Here is a 19329-nt window from a genome sequence, read left to right on the forward strand (position 1 = left end):
GTATCTTTAAATCAGGTGCCTGTGTAGCAACGTTTTAGCCCCCTTAGGCCTCCTCCTTCAACCTCAGCTGCTGTCTAAACTCCGACGGCGGGAGTCCGAATCTTTCCTTGAATACTTTGGAAAAGTGGGCGATATTTTCGAATCCGGTCGAAAAACAGACATCTGTAACAGATAACATTGTTTCCGCTAACAGTTCCTTGGCTTTATCCAGCCTCCGATTGCGAATCCATTTGAGCGGGGGGGTGTTGTATATTGCTTGAAAATCTCTTTTGAACGTCGCCAGGCTTCTGCCGGACAAATAGGCCAGGTCGTTAAGGGAAACGGGATTCAAGAAGTTCTCCTCCATGATCTTTGCGATGCTGCCTCTGTCCTTGCTTAGGGGTTGCATCATTTGATGCAACAAACGATCATTCGAATCTGCTATGTGAAACAGCAATTCCATCAGCTTCACACGAACCAGTCCTTCTTTGACTTCGTCAGGGTTCGCGAAATAGGGTTTTAACGACTCGATATAGCTTCCAATGTGGTCATTAATCGGAAAGACGGTTATCGGAACAACATCATTCACGAGATAAATGGGTTTTAAACCAGCGAATTTGAGGAATTCATCTACTATCTTCTCGTTCAGGAAAAACATCATATAGTCGAGGATGTAATCGGAACCGGGTTCACCCGCTTTCTCGTACTCGACTCCAATTGATTTATGAATAAACATCATTTCGTTGCTCCGCATCGTATATTCTTGATCACCGAAGCGAACCGTATAGACACCCGACTTGACGATTAGAAGAAGATGATCCTGCAAAAAAAGGTTCCTTTTCTGCCTTGCGTGTAAAAACAGAACTCGATAACGGACATTCCATCCAGCTTCAAGCTCCCTTTTTTAGCCGGAGACTTTACCAGATCATGAGGAGCTTTGACCATTTTGCTTGATCTCATAGCCTGGACGTCCCCGCCTTACTTGTACCTGCGATTGCTCTAGTTTTCATTTCAATATCACCCTTTCGGTTATGCCAGTCTGCGCTTACCTTTAGAATAACTGGAAACCGGCGAGAATACTTTGCTGAAAAGCTCAAACGACTTGTTCATTTAGCTCCTACATACTCTATTTGAAAATTATACTATCTATTCCAGCATAGTTCAGCCACTGGATCCACAAGCTCAATGGGATCATGTTATTGTCCCTCGACTTCGTTCGTTGTTGTTGGAGGACAAGAACATATACCGTGCCCCTAAAACTTCCGTTTGTGATACGGAAGACCCTCGCCTTCTTCGCAATACTGTTTAAGACTGTACAAAAAAATAGCCCAGTTATAATTACATAAGCGATAAAATTCGGTCACTTCCTCCCAATTCATCTGACGAAAAATGATTGAAGTCTTCCCTCTTTTTTCCTCCATATCAAAAGAAATTGTCGTACCTATCCATTCTGGATCTGAATCAACACACTGCCACAAAATCTTTTTATCGGTAACAAGCTCATCAACTCGCATCTTTGTTAAGCCTTCGCCGCCGAATCGGAACTCATTTATACAACCGATCTGATCACTGACTACTAGTTCATTTGTCCAAACTTCTGAAAGTCCTTGTGTAGTGGTTAATGCTTCATATACAGTTGAAGCTGGAACATTCACAGTCTGTAAGTGCTCGATATTTGCCATATTGCTCATTCCCCTTCTTATAAGGATTTAATTTATGTAATTATTTGTATATGAATTTTATACCAATGGTACGGTTGTTGTGATTTCTTTCCTGTAGAACTTTTTCTGAAAAGGGTACTTTTGTGTCAATCTACAATTGTTGTGCTTGCTCTCTATCCTTTCAACTATTCATTCTTCTGCTTTGCTACTTGCATACCGCCGATGATAAGCATGATTATCCCAATTACTGCCAGAATAATCCGAACTAAGAATGGACTCAATGAAAACACAGGTTCACCTTGCCAGTACAATCCGAACAACCTTTCATTCAGTCCCACAATCACCAATAAGGGCTTAAGAAACAAACTCAGCGCTAATAATACTATCCCCCAAATAACATTGCTATTCATTGATTCAAAACCTCTTTTCCAATTGTTATATATTCATAGTAAGGGAATCTTCCTAATTATTCCATGTGAAAAGTTGATACCCTTTATTTAACTCTGAACCAAACGGTGATCCACTGTTGTTAGACTTAAGCCGCCCATTAGTTTGATAAAAAAAAGCAGACTATCGCAGCCTGCTCATTAATGGTTTGTTATTCAACTATCTTGCCCTTTCAGCTTCTTCGGTTTCTCCTTAAAATTTACCGCCAGTAACCGGAAGATATGTACCCGTTACAAACCGCGAGTCGTCTCCTATTAGAAAGGCTATAGCCCCTGCCACATCGTCTGGATTCGCGACACGTCTGAGCGGCGTAAAGTTAATAATCATTTGCCTGTCTGTATCCGACAAAAATGCGGTAGCATCGGTTTGCACTAAACCTGGAGCGACCACGTTGGCCGTAACGCCTTGAGGACCGAACTCTTGAGCGATGTAGGAAGAAAAGCTGTCTAGTCCTCCTTTTGCTGTTCCGTGCGCGATCATGTACGGCGACGGATTTTTCCCCAAGCTACTTGAAATATATATGATTCGACCTGCCTTCTGTTCCATCATGGACGGAATAACCGCTTTTGTCGTTACGAAGGCAGCTTGGAGCTCATCATTCAGTTTTTGCGAAAATTCCTCCCACGTCATTTCAGCGAAAGGTTTTGCCGCAAAATTCATATTTGCGTTGCAAACCAATCCATCGATCCGGCCGTAAGCCTCTTTCACTGAAGCAACGAGTTGAGAAAATTGCTCTTGACTTCGTACATCTGCTTGCAGAGAGATGGCCTCCCCATCGGCCGAACGAATATTCGATACGACTGACTCCGCCGCTCTGTGATTGCTTAAATAGTTGACGACTACCGTTGCGCCTCGCGCAGCCAATAATAGACAAGCTGCTTTTCCGATCCCTCTGCCTCCACCTGTTACAATGACCACTTTTCCTTTTAATTGCATACCTTATACTCCCTTTCTCTTCGGACGCGTCGCCTGAATAACGGCATAGCCCGATGCTTTAAAGCGCGCCTTTGGATCGGTTAGCGGACCGATGATATTGATAAATTCGATAATTGACCCCAGCCAACCATGGGTAAGAATCAACGGCATGGCGCCTTGTTCAGGAGATCGCACATGGAGGAAGTGTATTTGTTGTCCGTCAATTGTAGTTGTATATTGCAGAAATCGGTTCAACGCTTCTTCATATTTTCGCCAGTCGCACCCAATCTGCCAATACTCTCCGAGTTCGGCAAGATAGTCGACAGACACACCAGAATTCAGGTCAACTCCGTCTAATTCATCAGGCCAGCGGGTATGTGCTAGGCGCTCATGTAAGTCGTCTATCGATTGCTCAAGAATATGGATTCGAAAAGGCTTGATATCGACGTTATCGTTGCTGGCGATGCTCTCAAGGTCTTGTTCAATCTCACTCATTCAGATTACCTCCTCAATGTTCGGATCATGGCTTGAAGCAATGAACTTGAGCCTATGGTAACCCATCCTTGTTGACAACGGGCTGTCAACAACCCCGATATATTTCGCTGATTTCTATCGCGGCTTTTTTTACAGCAGAAGCGACCCTCTTGGGTTCTACCACGCACACCCCTGTTCGAAAACTGAGCAGAAAGCCAATCAACCAGTCGTTGTCTGGGTAATGCACGCGTACAATAAACGACCCATCGGACTGTCGTTCGATTTCGGACTCGTCGAAATGATCTTCGGCTTGAACTCTTGCATCCCCATTGAATTTGAGAATCAAATCGATCATGTTATCTTCGCGCTTTGGGCCCAATTGCTCGTTTAATTCAGATAAAGAAATCGCCCGTCGTTCAAATTTGTCTTGAAGCGCTGATATTCCGCGGATCCTCGAAAGTCTGAAGTTACGAAAGTCGTTTCGTTGTAAGCAGAATCCGCACAAATACCAGGTGTACCCTTTCAAAACAAGGCCCATCGGTTCAATCCGCCGCTCGGTTTCATTTCCCTGCATGTTTGTGTAGGTGAAGACAATCACCTTGGATTCTTCGATGGCTCTACTCAATGCTTCATATTTTAACTTCTCGGCGTGACTCTTTCGCCAAGGGTTTAGGTCGATCATGACGGATTCCGTCTTGCTGAGGCCCTTCCCCTCTGCTTTCGACACTAATGCGCCGACTTTTTCTAATAATACGTCAAGTTTCCCGCCGTGACATGCTTTTGATGATTGAAAGCCACGCAAAGCAGTCGTGATCGCGGCGAGTTCATCCATGGATAACATCTGCCTGTCCAGGCGAAAGCTCTCCATGATTTCGAAACCACCTTCTCCGCCTGTATAAGAAACGATCGGGATACCCGCCATATTCAATCGATCCAGATCGCGGTAAATTGTGCGCAAAGACACTTCCAATCGGTCGGCCAAGTCCTGCGCTTGCACCCGTTTTCGATTCAATAACAAGATCGTAATGGCCATAAGTCTTTCAAGATTCACAACTTCTTCTCCTCTCTGACTCTCTTCTTTCGATTATGAAATGTGGGCTTTCGATGATTAAAGATTATTATATACAAGCCATCGTTAGTAATGAAGATCAACTTAGTTATTGCGCTAATCTGCTCGTTAGCATAATGAAATTGCATGGAAAAATAACTAGCCAAGATTTGCTTCATGACAAGAACCCGCTCCATGTGCGGGTTCTTGTCATTTTGATATCGGTACTGCGGAATTAATTCATACAGTGTGCGTATATCGCAACCGACAGTGTCGGCGATCGTTATCGCGATTTTGAGCGGCATAACTCTTTTGTTATCTATAAAGTCGCGCCAAGCAGCGTCCAAGCTCAAATTTCATGAAGAAATGCCATCGCTGATGTCGCCTTTGAGTCGCGATTTGACGTGCTCTTGCCATCTGAAACATGGAAGGAAGCGGGTTTGACAGATATAATGATCACCTTGAACTCGATTATGGATCAGATAGATGTAAGCGAAAGGGTCCTAGTTATCGCCCATGCCGGGCGCACCACGAAAAGGCACAGGCCGGAGGGCCTATGCCAAATTTCAGTTTTTCGTCGTTTCGCGAATGGTTTATTCGTTTAATGCTTGTGCATTCTTTAGCAAATAACCCGCCGCATCGCTAACAACATGTTTGCCACTTTGAGCCTCCACCTCTTGGATGAAACTGTTCAATTGGCCATGATTCAGTTTTTGGCTCAAACTGTTGGCGATACCATTGTTATCGATCCACCCGTTGTCCTTAAATTTGGTGACCAGCGATTTTAACGACTCGATGCTCGTAGTGAGCTGGAAATTCACGATGGCGTTCCCTATATTGCCAGCAAGATCGTAGCCCGTTATTTCTAACGAATGGCTTCCCAACGGCAAAGTATAGAGCTGAATAGTTACTCCTTGCTGAACAGGCTGTCCGTCGAGTAATAGAGTTGTCTTCGCATGATCAACGCCAGACAAATCATCCGTTATCGTAAATTGCGGCAGGATTTCCTGATCAGCATTGTAGCTTCCTGATGCCGGATCAACAACCGTAATTAGCGGCGCTTTGGTATCAAGATGAAATTGAATCGTCTGCGCTGGCTCAACATTACCCGCATCATCCTTGGATTGATAGCTTATCTCATACTCCCCGTCTTCACTGAATGTAACGGGTTCGGTGTAAGACTGCCATTTGTCACCTCTGTCTAAACTGTATGCCGTTTCGGCCACACCCATATCATCCGTAGCGTTCAAGGTTAACGTTACCGGATGAACATACCAATTGTTCTGTCCGTCCGGCTGCGCCGAGGAAATTGTAGCCGTCGTGACGGGCGGAATGGTGTCTGATTTTTCGAACAACAACACCGGCCGATAAGCTGCATTCTCATGCTCCTTGGAGCCGTAAATAACCCAGCCGGTCGAGCCATAGTTGGTCGTCTGGGCAAGTTGAAGCGCAAGGGTCCGATCTCCCGCCAAGGCTGAGTTCACCTGTGCGGTAACATCCAAGGTCACCGGTGTTTCTGCCGCTGGGACGTTCCAGCTTCCAATCAGGCTGCCGGCGGGGGGCTTGTTGTTCCATGTGACGCTGTTTTCCGACCATGCATGATCGCCTACTTCGTAAGCGACGCCTTTCGTATTTGCAATTCCGATACTTGTCGGAACCAAGCGGATCTGCGCGTTTTCAACCTGCTGCGGCAGCTCGGATAAATCAAATTTCAGATAAGAATAGCGATAATAACCGGAGTTTGGATCGTTTTTGACAACCAATTGATCCGATGAGCCGAAGTTGCTGTTTGCGTATGATCCATTGCGGACATAGACATCAGCTACTGGCAAAATGGCGTAAGCAAGTGTTACCGATAATTCATTAGATGCCGCGCTTTCTTCCCCTGAGCCGTTAATTGCTTTAACAGTAAAATAATATGTTGTTCCGTCGGCCAGTCCCTTGACTGTATATTGGTTGTCGCCGCTAACTGCCGCTATATCCACTGTATTCGTATAGTTGCCTGGGGTTGTTCCGTAATAAATCCGGTAGCCGTTCGCACCGGCGCTTGCGGTCCATTTCAAAGTGGCTGAACCCGCGCCTTGCAAGGCTTCTAACAATTGGGGAGCCGCTGGAGATGGCGAAGATTCCGTACTCAGCTTGGCAAGGAACGTTGTCCCGTTCGCGCCGGCCGTCTTTATCTCTAGTTTCGTGGTTGGATAAAACTGTTTTACCGTAACGCCAGGGTCGAGCAACAATGCGCCTGCTGTCGCGCGGTGAAGTTCAATTTCAATGGTGCCTCCATTTGCTTTCGTCGGATCGGCTACCCCAATTTGCACCTCATTTCCGTTTTCGACAACGGTTACGGATGACTTCTTATTGCTGGTTAAGTAATCCTCTCCATTTACTTGAATGGTCTGAGCCGAATCTGTCCAAAAGTTTGCCCCGACTGCCATCTGATCGGCGGTGTCCATGACCGCTTGCACGCTTCCTGTGTTTGTCAGAACCGTAAAATCAGGGTTCGCCGAATAAGCTGCTGCTTCATTTGTTGTCGCACCCGGATAGACGGCATATGCATAGGAAGCTTGCGCAGGATTAATACCGTGATTCAACGCTAGGCTTGCATATTGCGCAGATAAAACCTGATTGCTGCCGTCTGTGTTGATATCTTTCCAGGAACCGGAACGCGTTTCCCTCAGACCCTTCACCGTGGCCCCACTTGGGAATACATACGCGATGTCCGACCCGGGTACAGTGCCGGACAAATGTGCCCACTGCACGCCTGTCATGGTTTCCGTCCAACCGCTGGCTGACGGTTTTGGCGTTCCGTTCACCGTCAACGTGTTCGACCCGCTTGCATCCAGCTTGCGATTTTCAACGATCGTCTCGACGGACCGCCCTCCGTTACTTGTAATATCGGCCCCAAGCGCTACATATTTGTCGCCGAACAGGAACCATGACTTTTTGCCGGATAATGGCGTGCCCGTATTGCTAGACATCGAAAATTGCATCCCAACCGTGCCGTACGGTCCGTCAATCGTCGATCCTCCCGTCCAATTCGATGTATTGAATTTGTAGGAGCTTAAGCTTCCTATTGAGCCATCCGTTGTTATGCCAGGCAATCTTACCGGATCGACCGTAGGCCAATACGCTCCTGAGAACTGCGTCTGATCGGCATTGTACAAGTAGACGGCTCCTGCGCCCTGCCACCACGGCTTGGCATTTTCGCCGTTACCGTATTCAAAAGCAGAAATGCGCGTAGAGAACAACCCAAGCGCTAAACCGAAATTAGGCCTTAAGTGCACCGCACGATCCATTCCGGCAAATACATGTGTATCGATCATATCGCCGGCTGGAGTAATGGACGAATCGGCCATTAGCGCTTTGATTTCCCTGATACTGAAGATCGAAAGACCCTCCGTATATCTCGTAAACGTCGTATCCGACAGGATTTGACGTTTGGCAATTTGACGTACTGTCGAAGCATCCTGCGCATTCAAGCCGTCGGCCAGCATAACGAGCGAAGTTACGATGCTTCGTCCCATCTGATGATCCTGCGAACCTTCGCGCGAAACCGCACGTCCCCGGACCGTGTCCATCATAGCGCCTTGATACATAAAAGGTTGATATGCTTCCGTGACCCAACGGATAACGTTATTGATATTCGGATCCGTTATGTCCCAGCTTGACCCGCCAAGAAGATACAATAGTTTGGCCATGTCTCCAAGCAGAACGGCACCGTAACTTCCTGTATAGGCAACATAATCGTGCTGGATAAACGATCCGTCCTCGTAAAACCCGTCCCCGCTTTGCACGTACAGCAAAACCTGGCTAATCGCATCCCGCCCTTGGGCAATCTTGGCATCCGTCTTATTGATTACACCACGCAAAGAGACGATCATCGCCTTATCCAGCCTATTCGCTCCGGTTTCCTTGAATGAGGGCGAGTTCGTACGATAGGTAGGATCAGGAACGAACTTGTCTAATGCCTTCGTGTAGTTTGCTTTTTGCGCCGCGGACATTTGGTCATAAATCAGAATCATCGTATCCGTCAGGTTCATCGGCACGCCGATTTCCCAATCCCACCAGTTGCCTGTCTCGCCCTTCGTTTCGTTATATTTGTTCGCATACATCCAGTCGAGTCCGTTCAGAATATCGGCAGCCAGGTTCGTATTCCCTTTCAGAGAAGATCCAGGTGTGGCATATGCCAGCGCCATTTCCTTTAACCGGACATAGTTGGAAGAAATCGTGCTGGACGCGCTCCAGCTCGCCAGGTCGCTCCATAAGTAGGTACGCCCGGCGTTTTTGTTCATTGATGACCAGTCATTATTCGCATTCATTTCGATTTGGCTGATCTTCGCTGCAATCTCCGGGTCCGATGGATCGATTGCCGTTCCTCCCGTCAAATATACGTTCCATCTGTCCCTCAGCGTGTCGTATTCGTCTGCAGCGGCTGCGGCTTGTGACGGACCTATGAGCAGCAGAAACGGGTACAACATGAGACTGGTAAGCAGAGCAGCTATAGTAGACTTCTTCCAACGTAAGCTCATCAATAAGATCTCCTCCAACGTGTCATATTAGATTACCGATTTACTGAATATTGCCATCTTTTCCTATGAAATCGTTAGGGTTAGCTTCCTCACCTCCTCTCCGTTTGTGATGGTTCATTATTTTCGTTTTTTCGAATTCATTTGTTAACGCTTTCAATAATGTGTAAAAATTATATCTTTAACACCTTTCCGAGAAAAGGTTAAAAACTAAGCATTCATTGTAAAAAACTAAGATTTCCAGGGAAAGTTCTGTATTCAATTGCCGAGCAAAAGGTGCGCCAGGCCCACCCTCGTGGATTGCTTTTATGATTAGGTTTGACTTCTGTGCCCTAATCCCCGTCGATAATAACGAAGTGTAGCAGTGAATGCTTCAGCATTTAATTACCTCCTATTTTTGAGCATGAAAAAAGCTACAGAAACACAAAAAGACACCAATAAGGTGTCTATGACTCCATGACACAATAAGCCCCAATATTTAATAGCCGTTTAAAAAGTGTTTGGAAAAATATTTAACATTTTTCGTGAATATATCAATACTGGCTATATTGTAATCGGAAGTTTTCATATTTGTGAATGATCACGTTCTCTTACCATTCAACTTGATCAAAACGCTTGTCTTTGTAGTAGTACTCTCTATCATGATCCGTTATCTCCCGAAGAACTCTACATGGATTGCCCACAGCTATCACATTTGCAGGGATATCCTTCGTTACCACACTACCAGCACCGATTACACTCCCTTTGCCAATCGTTACTCCTGGTACAATAATCGCTCCACTTCCGATCCACACCCCATCCTCAATGACAACTGGTAAAGCAAACATCCCACCTTCTTTGCGCTTTTCTGGATGTACAGGATGATTTGTTACAGCAATCGTTACATTTGGGCCAAACATGACATCATTACCTATAGTTACTTTATAATCGTCAACCACGGTTAGATTGAAATTGATATATACATTACTTCCTACCGTTGTATTCGAACCATAAGACATGCGAATTGGCGCCTCCATCCATACATTTTCTCCAATGCTTCCAAAAAGTTGTTTCATCAATGTTTGGCGCATTTCAACATCATCCGGATGCAAGTTATTAATCTCATAGCATATGGCCTTGCCACGCTTACGGGCTTTTTCCAATTCTGCAGCTTCTTTCGGATAATTCGCATCATGATCTGTGAATAATTGTTTACTTGCCATTCGTTCTTGGATATTCATTGAACATTCCCCTTTATAGACACATGTATTTATTAGATTAAATTGCATAAGTACCTGGTCAGGAACGGATTTATGCAAAGTTTCTAGTTATGTTGTTAAGCCACTTAAACTGACGGTATCGAATAAAAGCAATGGGGAATTTGATGATCTCATCTAGGCTGATGACGATATACAATAAGATCGGTGGCATTTGCCAAACAAAAGCACATAAGTAACTTAGCGGCAAAATAAATAACCACATGACAACAGTATCGCACCAAAATCCAAATTTGGAATCTCCGCCGGCCGTGAATATACCCGCTATAGTTGTGGAGTTTACCGATTTGGCTATACAGTAATACGCACTAATGTACAGCATGCCATCTAGGTAACTTTGAGCGGTAGGATTCAAATGGACGATGGAGTATACAAGCGGTTTCATGAACAAAATCGTGCAGCCTGCAATGACTCCAAATAGTAAGGCATAAAAGCACATTTTGTTGCCCGCATGCTTCGCTTTTTCGATTTCGCCCTGACCTAAGTACTTTCCAATAAGTACAGAGCCTCCAGTCGCTATACCTCCACAGAGGACAACCGCCAGATTTTTAACGACGGATGCTATGGAGTTCGCTGCTATCATATCCGAGTTCACATGACCAATAATTGCAGCTGTAGCAGTAAGGGCCCCTCCCCATACAATATAATTCCCCTGTATAGGTAGAGTATATTTTAATAAATCCTTTAATAAATCACGCTGAATACCATCACGTACAGGCAAACGTAAACGAATGGACCCAGTTGTTACAGAGTGAATCATACAACAGGCTAGTTCAATAAACCTTGCCAAAACTGTGGCAAGAGCTACGCCGGAAATGGCCAAATCGGGCTTCGATGGGAATAATACAAAGATGCAAACGGCATTGAACATAATGTTTAAAATTAAACAGAAAGAACTAATCCACGCACTAAGTTTGGCATTCTCCATGCTTCTAATCACACTGAGATACATCTGCGATATTCCCATCGCAGGGTAAGAAAAGGAATTCATCTGTAAAAATCTTGAGCCATATTGAATCAGTTCTTGATCATTGGTGAATAGATGCATGAGTGCCTCGGGAAGAAAAAAAGAAGACAAGAAAAACAAAAAGGAGATGCAAAAAGAAAACATGCAAGCAATACCGAGAACACGCTGTATAATATGTAAGTCCTTCTTACCCCAGTATTGCGCAGTCAGAATACTTGCACCAGCTGACATTCCCATGTAAAACAAGGTTAATGCAAAAGTGATTTGCCCTGCGAGCGATACTGCTGACATTGCAGATTGACTAATCATACCTAGCATAAATACATCAACGGATATCACGGTTGCCGATATTAAATTTTGTAATGCAATAGGGACGACGAGCGTCATTAACTCTCGATTAAAATCACGATTCCCGGATTCTTTGAGTTGTATGCGATTTCTCAACTATATCCTCCTCTCCTGCTGATTTACATAATATAAGAATAGGATTCTATCTTTGTTATTTCCATTAATATTGGCTATAATTTTGTTGAAATCGTATATATTTAAGGATGATCTCGTTGACGAAAAATTTAGAGGTGTTTTCTGATTTATCAGAACGTTTGGATTATAATCTTCCTGATTTACCGCTGTATGTCCGAAAGGGAAACCTTCATCAATTTAACAATTTTGCAGCAGTCGCCCATTGGCATGTGGATGTGGAGTTTATCTACGTATTAAAAGGATCGATGGACTTCTCTGTTAATGGAAGGATCACTCGATTACATCACGGAGATGGGATCTTCGTGAATAGCCAACGTCTGCATTACGGTTATTCTCTTGAAGACCACAACGATTGTGTTTTCCTTGTCGTCGTCATTCATCCCTCGATCCTTGGCGAAAAGACTTCAATAGTACAAACATACTGGGGGGAAAAGTTTAGTCTGATGATGGCCGATTTTGTTGTGCTTACACATCAGATGGATTGGCAACAAAGCGTATTACTGTCCATTCAAGAAATCTATCAGGAAATGTACAATAACCACACTCCCCCCAATCCACTTCGTCTGGCATCACAAGCTTTATCTTTGTGTGCTACTATAGGGGATCATTTGCAACCCATTCCTGGGCAACCTGGAGTATTAACGCATGTTCAGGAAATGACTCGTTTCATTCATCAAAACTATGATCAAAAAATGACACTTGAGGAGATTGCAGCTGCAGGAGCTGTTTGCCGAAGCCGTTGTTGTACATTATTTAACAAGTATGTAGGCCAGACGCCAAACAACTATGTCACTCAATACCGCCTCCAAAAAAGTTGCGAAATGTTAAAAGAAACACGAAGATCCATAAGTGAAATTGCGCTTGCCTGCGGTTTTCAAAGTTCCAGTTATTTTTCATCCATTTTTCGCAAACAGATGGGCGTAGTACCGCAAAACTATCGAAGACAAGTTACAAATAACGAGTCATCTTGAAATGAAAAAACAACCTGGTATCATCACGGTCAATGTGATAATACCAGGTTGTTTTTAAATTGATCGGATATTTTTAGTCAAGGATTTCCGATTTGATATCATGTTGACTTAAAAATTTCATTAAATCATTACTCAGCTGCACAATCTCATTGTTAGCATTATTCGCGTAATCCGGCAACATCATATCCCTAACCATTTTAGTTCGTAGCCATGTCATAAAGAAAAGATCCAAAAATAAGTTTGGGAATTTAGGCACCATTTTAAGCATGGGTGGATCAATTGAAACGCCGGCTTTTTGTATTGCCCTTAGATACGCTTTTAAAGTGACTGTTATTTTGCGTGCCGTCTTTCTGGTTCTGGCTATTTTTTTGTCAATTATCTTATTCTCAGAATGCAAAATGCTCAACATGGCAATGTCTGATACGGAATGTGTGATTAGATACGCTTGCATATCCTTTTTAATAACGTAAGGAAGTTTTGCTGTTTTAAATAATATTGCGAGATTTTCTATGCGTTCTGTTACTACACCATTCATTTCTCCAAATGCAGTTGCCGCTATAAACTTTGGTAGAAATCGAGCATGCAATACTCCATCTTTAATCTGTCCGCCGAAGCCGGGAAAAGCTGGTAAAAGTCTATCCCCTACGATATCCAGCCACGAAGAAAATCCAATTGAATTACTAGTCATCGTAACTATATTTTTGCTTTGATTATCTTTCAGCGCTAACAACGCTGATTCGGATCGATCATAACGAACGGTAACGAAAATAAAATCGTATACATCGTCATCTTCGAGCGTATCAATGACATTCACTTGTATCGATCTAACTGTACCTTTTTCTATATATTGCAGGCCATTTTCTCTTAATGATTTAAATCTATTCGAATGTGCAAACAGGGTAACATCAAACCCTGCTTCAATAAGCTTCATTGCGTACATGCTTCCGATGACACCTGCACCAAAAATTAAAATTCTATCTTGTTTTGCTGACATATAAACCACCCCTACTTATTAACATTTCCTTTTGATTATCCGACAACATGTTGTATGATGTGATTGTAAATTTTTATTAATCCTTGATCAACCATCAGTTTTTCATGATTTGTCGGATGATATTCTTATTCGCTAGCAGGAGGGAAACATGCAAAAGCAACCCCAAATAACGGAGAAAACAAGACAAAAGTTTGTAGAAGTTTTTTGTGAGTTATATAGCCAAAAGCCGATTGAGAAAATTTCGGTTCAGGAAATTTCAAACAAGTCAGGATTTAACCGCAGTACCTTTTATCAATACTTTACTGACATTTACGAATTGTTAGACTCTGTTGAAAATGACTTATTAAATAACATGAAAAAAGAAATGGCGAATAGAGAGCTATCGATGAATATGGTTCAAGATACGCTTTATTGTCTGGACAAAAGAGAACATCTCCTGGTTCTTCATGCCCTTTTGGGTGATTATGGAAGTTCCCGTTTTCTAAAACGCTTAAAAAAAGAAATCACTTTGAATCAATTAGAATTAAACGTTCCGCAAAACGATTCCTTAACGCCATACTTCATTGAGTTTTACCTGACAACTTCCCTATCTTTATTTCGTCTTTGGCTCCAGCGTCAAAAGGATTTATCGTCAGAAGAATTTTTTAAGTTAGTGGAGAACCTATATTCAAGAGGGATTACGCCCTATTTTAAAGAATGAGTCTGTCATTCAAACCAGATCCATATGTTGTATAACAATAAACAAGTGCCTCTTCTGCCACAAGCTTAAGAACATCATCTCGCGATGTAAATAAAAATGAAACACTATCCTATAAGCGACGTAAAAAGCAGAAGGCATCATCAAATAACTGCTGTAGAAATAGACAGTAGGCTGGATTCCGTCGTCGTATTATGCCGGGGGGAGTTTTCAAATTGGAGGGAAATAAATTTGTTCACAACAAACAAAGCATTGCGTTTTGGAATGTTCATCGCTTTGCTGCTCTTGATCATCTTTCTATTGTACAAGGTAGGTTTTGTATTTCGTCCGGTCCTCGTGCTCGTTCAGGTTGTAGCGATCCCGCTGCTACTCTCCGTATTTTTTTACTATCTTCTTAGACCGCTGGTTCAACTCATGGGAAAATTCAAGGTCAACCGGACCCCTGCGATTTTGATTATTTATGTGATTTTTTCCGCAGCACTGGTTTGGTTCATTTTTAGCCAATGGCCTTTGCTTTATGGGCAATTGACCAGCTTCCTTGATAATGTCCCCAATCTTCTGAATGCAGTCGGAGAACAGCTCAATAAGCTGGAGAAGAACGGGTTCCTCTCTTCCTTGTTTTCGTCCGCTGATAAGCATGGACCGTCTACGATCACGGACTATTTAAATAAAGGATTTTCATTCCTGTCGAATTATGTAGGAGGACTATTTTCTTTCATATCTAATTTTGCGGTCATCCTGTTTACTTTTCCGATCCTCCTATTCTTCATGCTCAAGGAAGGGGAAAGGTTCGGAGAATTACTTGTACGCGCAACGCCGATCCGCTATCAGAAAGATTCCCGCGAGATTATCTCAAGCATTGACCGTATGTTAAGCGGATTTATTGTCGGACGGGTGATCGTGAATATTTCATTGGGCGTCTTGATGTATATCGGTTTCCTGATCATTGGTCTGCCCTATGCATTCTTGCTGACAGCCGTATCGGTTATAGCAAACTTTATTCCCTTTATTGGAGCCATCCTTTCATCGGTGCCGATTCTCATCGTCGGGCTGACACAATCGCCGGCGACGGCCTTATGGTCGCTTGTGATTATTCTCGTTGCCCAGCAAGTTCAAGATAATCTGATCGCTCCTTACGTATTCGGAAAAAAGCTGGACATACACCCTTTAACAACCGTAATCCTTGTGCTCGCTGCTGGCAATATCGGGGGAATCATCGCTATGATTATTATCATTCCGGTCTATATGATGCTCAAGATCATCACGATTCGTGTTTTCTCGCTTTTTTTCAAAGAAAAATGGATGAAGTTGTAAAGGAAATCACTTCGTATCAGGTTCGATATGTTTAGTACTCATGTTTGACTTCAAAAAGCGCACATCCCTGCTTCGTGGATGTGTGCTTTTTTATTCGTAATTATTCTGATTAATTTTCGGACAAGGCGTCATGAGTGAAATCTCCGGGCACTTCTGATCAGGAAGCCAAACGATAAATACTATACCACATATTGGAACTAACCTGCTCTATATCTAAATAAAGACGGCAGCCACGCTTCTTGGCGGCTACCGTCTTGTATTTGAAGCAATTGTTCCCCGTTAGAGCGGAACACCTTGTACAGCACGACTATTTCTCCAACTCATAGCGGGTCGCGATAATGCCCGACTTGAACGTTCGGCTGGACAGCAGCTTGAGCTTGATTTTCTCGACGCCGCCGTCGAATACCGATTTTCCACCGCCCAGGACGACCGGACAGATCGTCAGTAGAAATTCGTCGATCAGGCCGAGCTCAAGCAGCGTCTTCGCAGCCCCCGGGCTGCCGAAGATAACGAGATTTTTGCCAGGCTGCTCCTTGAGCGCCTTGATTTCCTCTGCGATATTGTCCTTGATCAGCATCGTATTGTTCCATTCCGCCTTGTCCATCGTGCTGGAAATGACGATCTTCTTAACATCCTGCACCCATTTGGCATGCTCCATATCGTGCTTCGACGCATCCGGATTGTCCAGCACCGTAGGCCAGTGGCTCTCCATCATCCGATATGTCGTGCGTCCGTATACGGGAGAGCCGACTTCGGCTACGACCTCCTCGGCGTACTTCTCGATTTCCTCGTTATACGGAATCCAATCTAGTCCTCCGTTCGAATCCGACGCATACCCGTCCAGCGACACATGCATGAACAATACGAGTTTTCTCATGTTTATTTCTCCTCCGTTTTCGAATTGGTCTTGTTCGACTTTTGGCCGTTGTCCTGTGTTTGTCCTGCTGTTACGTTCAGTATAAATCATTACGTTACGTAAGGTTCAAGGGGGAATCAGAATTTTTTTGTATCATTGTAAGAAACTTGTAAGAACAGCCTGTCTCATAAGGTAACTTTGAGACAGGCATATTTATTAGAACTGAAGTGATTTCTTTCTACTTTCCCAAGACATTTCCACTTCAGCGCTTCAGAATAATCCGTATAACACTAATCGATCAATCACTAACTATTGAATATTAAATATCTATAACAAATTTCTCGCTCACTGTTTCATCAATTCCGGCATTTGGATAGCCACTGCGACATTGCACAGCATTCCACGTGCGAGGAACAGCATGGTACGTTCTTCGGGGTTTACAATGCCTGCATTGTAAAAAGCCATAAGCACCATCTCTCGTACTTGCTTAAACCCGTCACGCATCGTCTCTTGAATAGCTTCCTCCCGAATGCTCTGCGCTTGTAACTGCAAGAACATCTCGTTCTGGTATTTCATCTGGATGCCTTCGTACTCTTGGATCAACTCCTCCTCAAGCGTTTCAGAAGGTGCCGTCTCCACAATTTTACGGAACGATTCAATGACCCGGGTCCAGGACACCTCAATTGCTGCCAACAGGAGCTGCTCCTTTGTCGCGAAGAACCGGAATACATAAGGCTGGGAGATGTTCGCCCTTTTCGCCACCTGCGCTGTAGTCGCCCGGTAGTAGCCTAATTCCGAGAATAAAGTCGCTAAAATAGCGACTTTCAATGGGACTTAGTTAAAATTCTTTCTTATTCATAACAGATAAGCTGATTTTAGCAGAAAGAAGTAATAAGATAATTGGAATACCTACTGCTAACACAATCAACATTCCCACACTTATTACTGGCAGGTTATTAAAAAATGAAATCAAATCAATGTTTAGTAAGTTAGCAATCTTAACTATGATGATACCAATAATAAACACTACCCCAAAAGCGCCTATGATAGCTACTTTGGCTTTTTCTCCACCAAATTTCAACTGGAATGGAAGTAAAACAGCCAATATAATCAACATTACAGGCAACATCGTAAGGGCACTCATTATAGTATCTAATGAAAAATCTGAATTTTTCATCACTTCTACAACTACTGAAATCATCGTTGCCAATAGCCATGAACCTCCACCAACAACAAGACCAAAACCATATTTCTCTACAATGTAGTCTTTTCTAGTGATTGGCAATGAGAACATAAAAGCATTACCGTTATCAAATTCATCATAACTAATCGTACTTAATGTAAACATCAAGCCGATAAACGTCATAAATCCAACAATGAAAGATGAATCTTCAATAAACATAGCCATAACTATCGCTATTGCAAATATACAAATAAAGAAATTTTTTTGTGCTTGCATTAGTTTGAAGTCTTTTATCAATAATCCTATCATAATTCTTTACCTCTGATCATCATTGTAATTACTTCATCAATATTTCCTTTTTCAATCGCTATCTGTGGATAGTTTTCCATATAGTATGGTTTCTGATTTGTTAAACAGCTATATCCATAACTTTCTTTCTTGTATCGTAAAATATATTGTTTGTCCATGTTTTCATATTGTTTATGGTCTACTTTTATCAAAGCGTAATCACTTAATAAAACATCTGTATCTTCGTGCATGATTATTTTTCCATTATGAATCATATAAAGGTCATCGCACAGAGTTTCTAAATCGCTAGAAATGTGAGAACTGATTAAAATAGAACGTTCTTCATCTTTTTCCATGAACTCTCTTAACATTTCTAACAACTCATCTCTGGCAATTACATCAAGTCCTGCTGTTGGCTCATCTAGTATCAGCAATTTAGCATCATGAGAAATCGCTGCCAAGACTTTCAATTTTGCTTTCATACCCGTTGAAAACTCTTTGATTTTTTTGTGTCGTGGCAATTGAAATCTTTGTACTTGTTCTACAAAGAAAGGCTTATCAAAATTCCCATACAGATGATCTAAGACTGGAATAATGTCATTGATTGTTAAATATCCGCTAAAACCTGAATCAGATAAAACAACTCCTAAATTTTGTTTATCTTTTGCACCAAACTCTTGTGAATCTTTTCCTAATATACTGATTGTTCCGCCATCGATAGAAATCAACCCCAAGATTGCCTTGAAAGTTGTACTCTTTCCTGCACCATTTTGACCGATTAAACCCGTTACACAACCTTGCATAATTTCAAGTGAACAGTCTAATGAAAAAGAATCATAATTTTTTCTTAAATGTTCAATTTTCAACATAAATCAACCCTCCAAAATCAATTCAAATAGGCTCTTAATATCTTCATCACTTATTCCAAATCTTCTGCCTTTTTGAATAGCCATTTCCAAATCGGCTTCGATTTCTTTTTTTTGTTCTTCCAACAAAAGTTCCGTATTAGTTTCCGCTACATATGTTCCTTTGCCATGAACTGTTACAGTAAATCCTTCGGCTTCCAAGTTATCGTAGGCTTTCTTGACAGTCAAAGCACTGATTTTTAGTGATTTTGACAGAGAACGAACAGACGGCAAAATGTCATTTTGTTTCAGGTCGCCATTACGAATCAAGGTTTTAATTTGGTCCACAATTTGCTCGTAAATAGGAACCATTAATGAATTATTTATAATAATATTCAATTTTTAAATCCCTCCTGCGCAATAAC

Annotated in this window: 18 protein-coding genes; 3 read left to right on the forward strand and 15 right to left on the reverse strand. The window is 42.7% G+C overall.

Annotation, left to right across the window (positions count from 1 at the left end):
- Nucleotides 1–43: 43 nt before the first annotated feature.
- From GRF59_RS02635 to GRF59_RS02675, 9 genes are all read right to left on the reverse strand, one after another.
- A complete protein-coding gene (locus tag GRF59_RS02635) occupies nt 44–805 on the reverse strand; it encodes a helix-turn-helix domain-containing protein (protein WP_237391599.1) in 762 nt (253 codons plus the stop codon).
- Between the two features lie 427 nt (nt 806–1232).
- Entirely contained in the window at nt 1233–1661 is a 429-nt protein-coding gene (locus GRF59_RS02640) for an SRPBCC family protein (RefSeq protein ID WP_160496108.1), read from the reverse strand.
- A gap of 164 nt (nt 1662–1825) precedes the next feature.
- Entirely contained in the window at nt 1826–2050 is a 225-nt protein-coding gene (locus GRF59_RS02645; protein WP_160496109.1) for a hypothetical protein, read from the reverse strand.
- 229 nt (nt 2051–2279) lie between these two features.
- Entirely contained in the window at nt 2280–3023 is a 744-nt protein-coding gene (locus tag GRF59_RS02650; protein WP_160496110.1) for an SDR family NAD(P)-dependent oxidoreductase, read from the reverse strand.
- Nucleotides 3024–3026: 3 nt separating this feature from the next.
- Nucleotides 3027–3497: an epoxide hydrolase N-terminal domain-containing protein gene (locus GRF59_RS02655; protein ID WP_160496111.1), complete on the reverse strand. Its 471-nt coding sequence runs from the start codon at nt 3495–3497 to the stop codon at nt 3027–3029.
- A gap of 85 nt (nt 3498–3582) precedes the next feature.
- Nucleotides 3583–4509, reverse strand: coding sequence for a helix-turn-helix transcriptional regulator (locus GRF59_RS02660; protein ID WP_202128582.1), 927 nt, complete (start codon nt 4507–4509; stop codon nt 3583–3585).
- A gap of 608 nt (nt 4510–5117) precedes the next feature.
- Nucleotides 5118–9053, reverse strand: coding sequence for a polysaccharide lyase family 8 super-sandwich domain-containing protein (locus tag GRF59_RS02665; protein ID WP_160496113.1), 3936 nt, complete (start codon nt 9051–9053; stop codon nt 5118–5120).
- Between the two features lie 587 nt (nt 9054–9640).
- Nucleotides 9641–10270, reverse strand: a complete 630-nt coding sequence (locus tag GRF59_RS02670; RefSeq protein WP_160496114.1) for a sugar O-acetyltransferase — start codon at nt 10268–10270, stop codon at nt 9641–9643.
- Nucleotides 10271–10340: 70 nt separating this feature from the next.
- Complete coding sequence (locus GRF59_RS02675) at nt 10341–11717, reverse strand: MATE family efflux transporter (protein ID WP_237391600.1); 1377 nt, start codon at nt 11715–11717, stop codon at nt 10341–10343.
- A 116-nt stretch (nt 11718–11833) separates the two neighbouring features.
- On the opposite strand from GRF59_RS02675, the gene GRF59_RS02680 reads away from it, so the two are divergent.
- Nucleotides 11834–12727: an AraC family transcriptional regulator gene (locus GRF59_RS02680; RefSeq protein ID WP_237391601.1), complete on the forward strand. Its 894-nt coding sequence runs from the start codon at nt 11834–11836 to the stop codon at nt 12725–12727.
- 73 nt (nt 12728–12800) lie between these two features.
- On the opposite strand, the gene GRF59_RS02685 is transcribed toward GRF59_RS02680, so the two are convergent.
- Nucleotides 12801–13721: a ketopantoate reductase family protein gene (locus tag GRF59_RS02685; protein ID WP_160496116.1), complete on the reverse strand. Its 921-nt coding sequence runs from the start codon at nt 13719–13721 to the stop codon at nt 12801–12803.
- A 148-nt stretch (nt 13722–13869) separates the two neighbouring features.
- On the opposite strand from GRF59_RS02685, the gene GRF59_RS02690 reads away from it, so the two are divergent.
- Together GRF59_RS02690 and GRF59_RS02695 are read left to right on the forward strand one after the other, a co-directional pair.
- Complete coding sequence (locus GRF59_RS02690) at nt 13870–14421, forward strand: TetR/AcrR family transcriptional regulator (protein ID WP_160496117.1); 552 nt, start codon at nt 13870–13872, stop codon at nt 14419–14421.
- A 228-nt stretch (nt 14422–14649) separates the two neighbouring features.
- On the forward strand, nt 14650–15732 hold the full coding sequence (locus GRF59_RS02695; protein ID WP_237391602.1) for an AI-2E family transporter: 1083 nt from the start codon (nt 14650–14652) through the stop codon (nt 15730–15732).
- Between the two features lie 307 nt (nt 15733–16039).
- On the opposite strand, the gene GRF59_RS02700 is transcribed toward GRF59_RS02695, so the two are convergent.
- From GRF59_RS02700 to GRF59_RS02720, 5 genes are all read right to left on the reverse strand, one after another.
- Entirely contained in the window at nt 16040–16609 is a 570-nt protein-coding gene (locus tag GRF59_RS02700; RefSeq protein ID WP_160496118.1) for a dihydrofolate reductase family protein, read from the reverse strand.
- A gap of 324 nt (nt 16610–16933) precedes the next feature.
- The gene (locus GRF59_RS02705; protein ID WP_160496119.1) at nt 16934–17416 is read right to left on the reverse strand and encodes a TetR/AcrR family transcriptional regulator; all 483 of its coding nucleotides are present in this window, start codon (nt 17414–17416) and stop codon (nt 16934–16936) included.
- 10 nt (nt 17417–17426) lie between these two features.
- Nucleotides 17427–18080, reverse strand: coding sequence for an ABC-2 transporter permease (locus GRF59_RS02710; protein ID WP_160496120.1), 654 nt, complete (start codon nt 18078–18080; stop codon nt 17427–17429).
- On the reverse strand, nt 18077–18928 hold the full coding sequence (locus tag GRF59_RS02715; RefSeq protein WP_160496121.1) for an ABC transporter ATP-binding protein: 852 nt from the start codon (nt 18926–18928) through the stop codon (nt 18077–18079). The genes GRF59_RS02710 and GRF59_RS02715 overlap by 4 nt, the downstream gene beginning before the upstream one ends.
- Nucleotides 18929–18931: 3 nt before the next feature.
- Complete coding sequence (locus tag GRF59_RS02720; RefSeq protein ID WP_160496122.1) at nt 18932–19303, reverse strand: GntR family transcriptional regulator; 372 nt, start codon at nt 19301–19303, stop codon at nt 18932–18934.
- Nucleotides 19304–19329: the final 26 nt, after the last annotated feature.

This window comes from Paenibacillus dendrobii (assembly GCF_009807035.1).
Taxonomy (GTDB): domain Bacteria; phylum Bacillota; class Bacilli; order Paenibacillales; family Paenibacillaceae; genus Paenibacillus_AQ; species Paenibacillus_AQ dendrobii.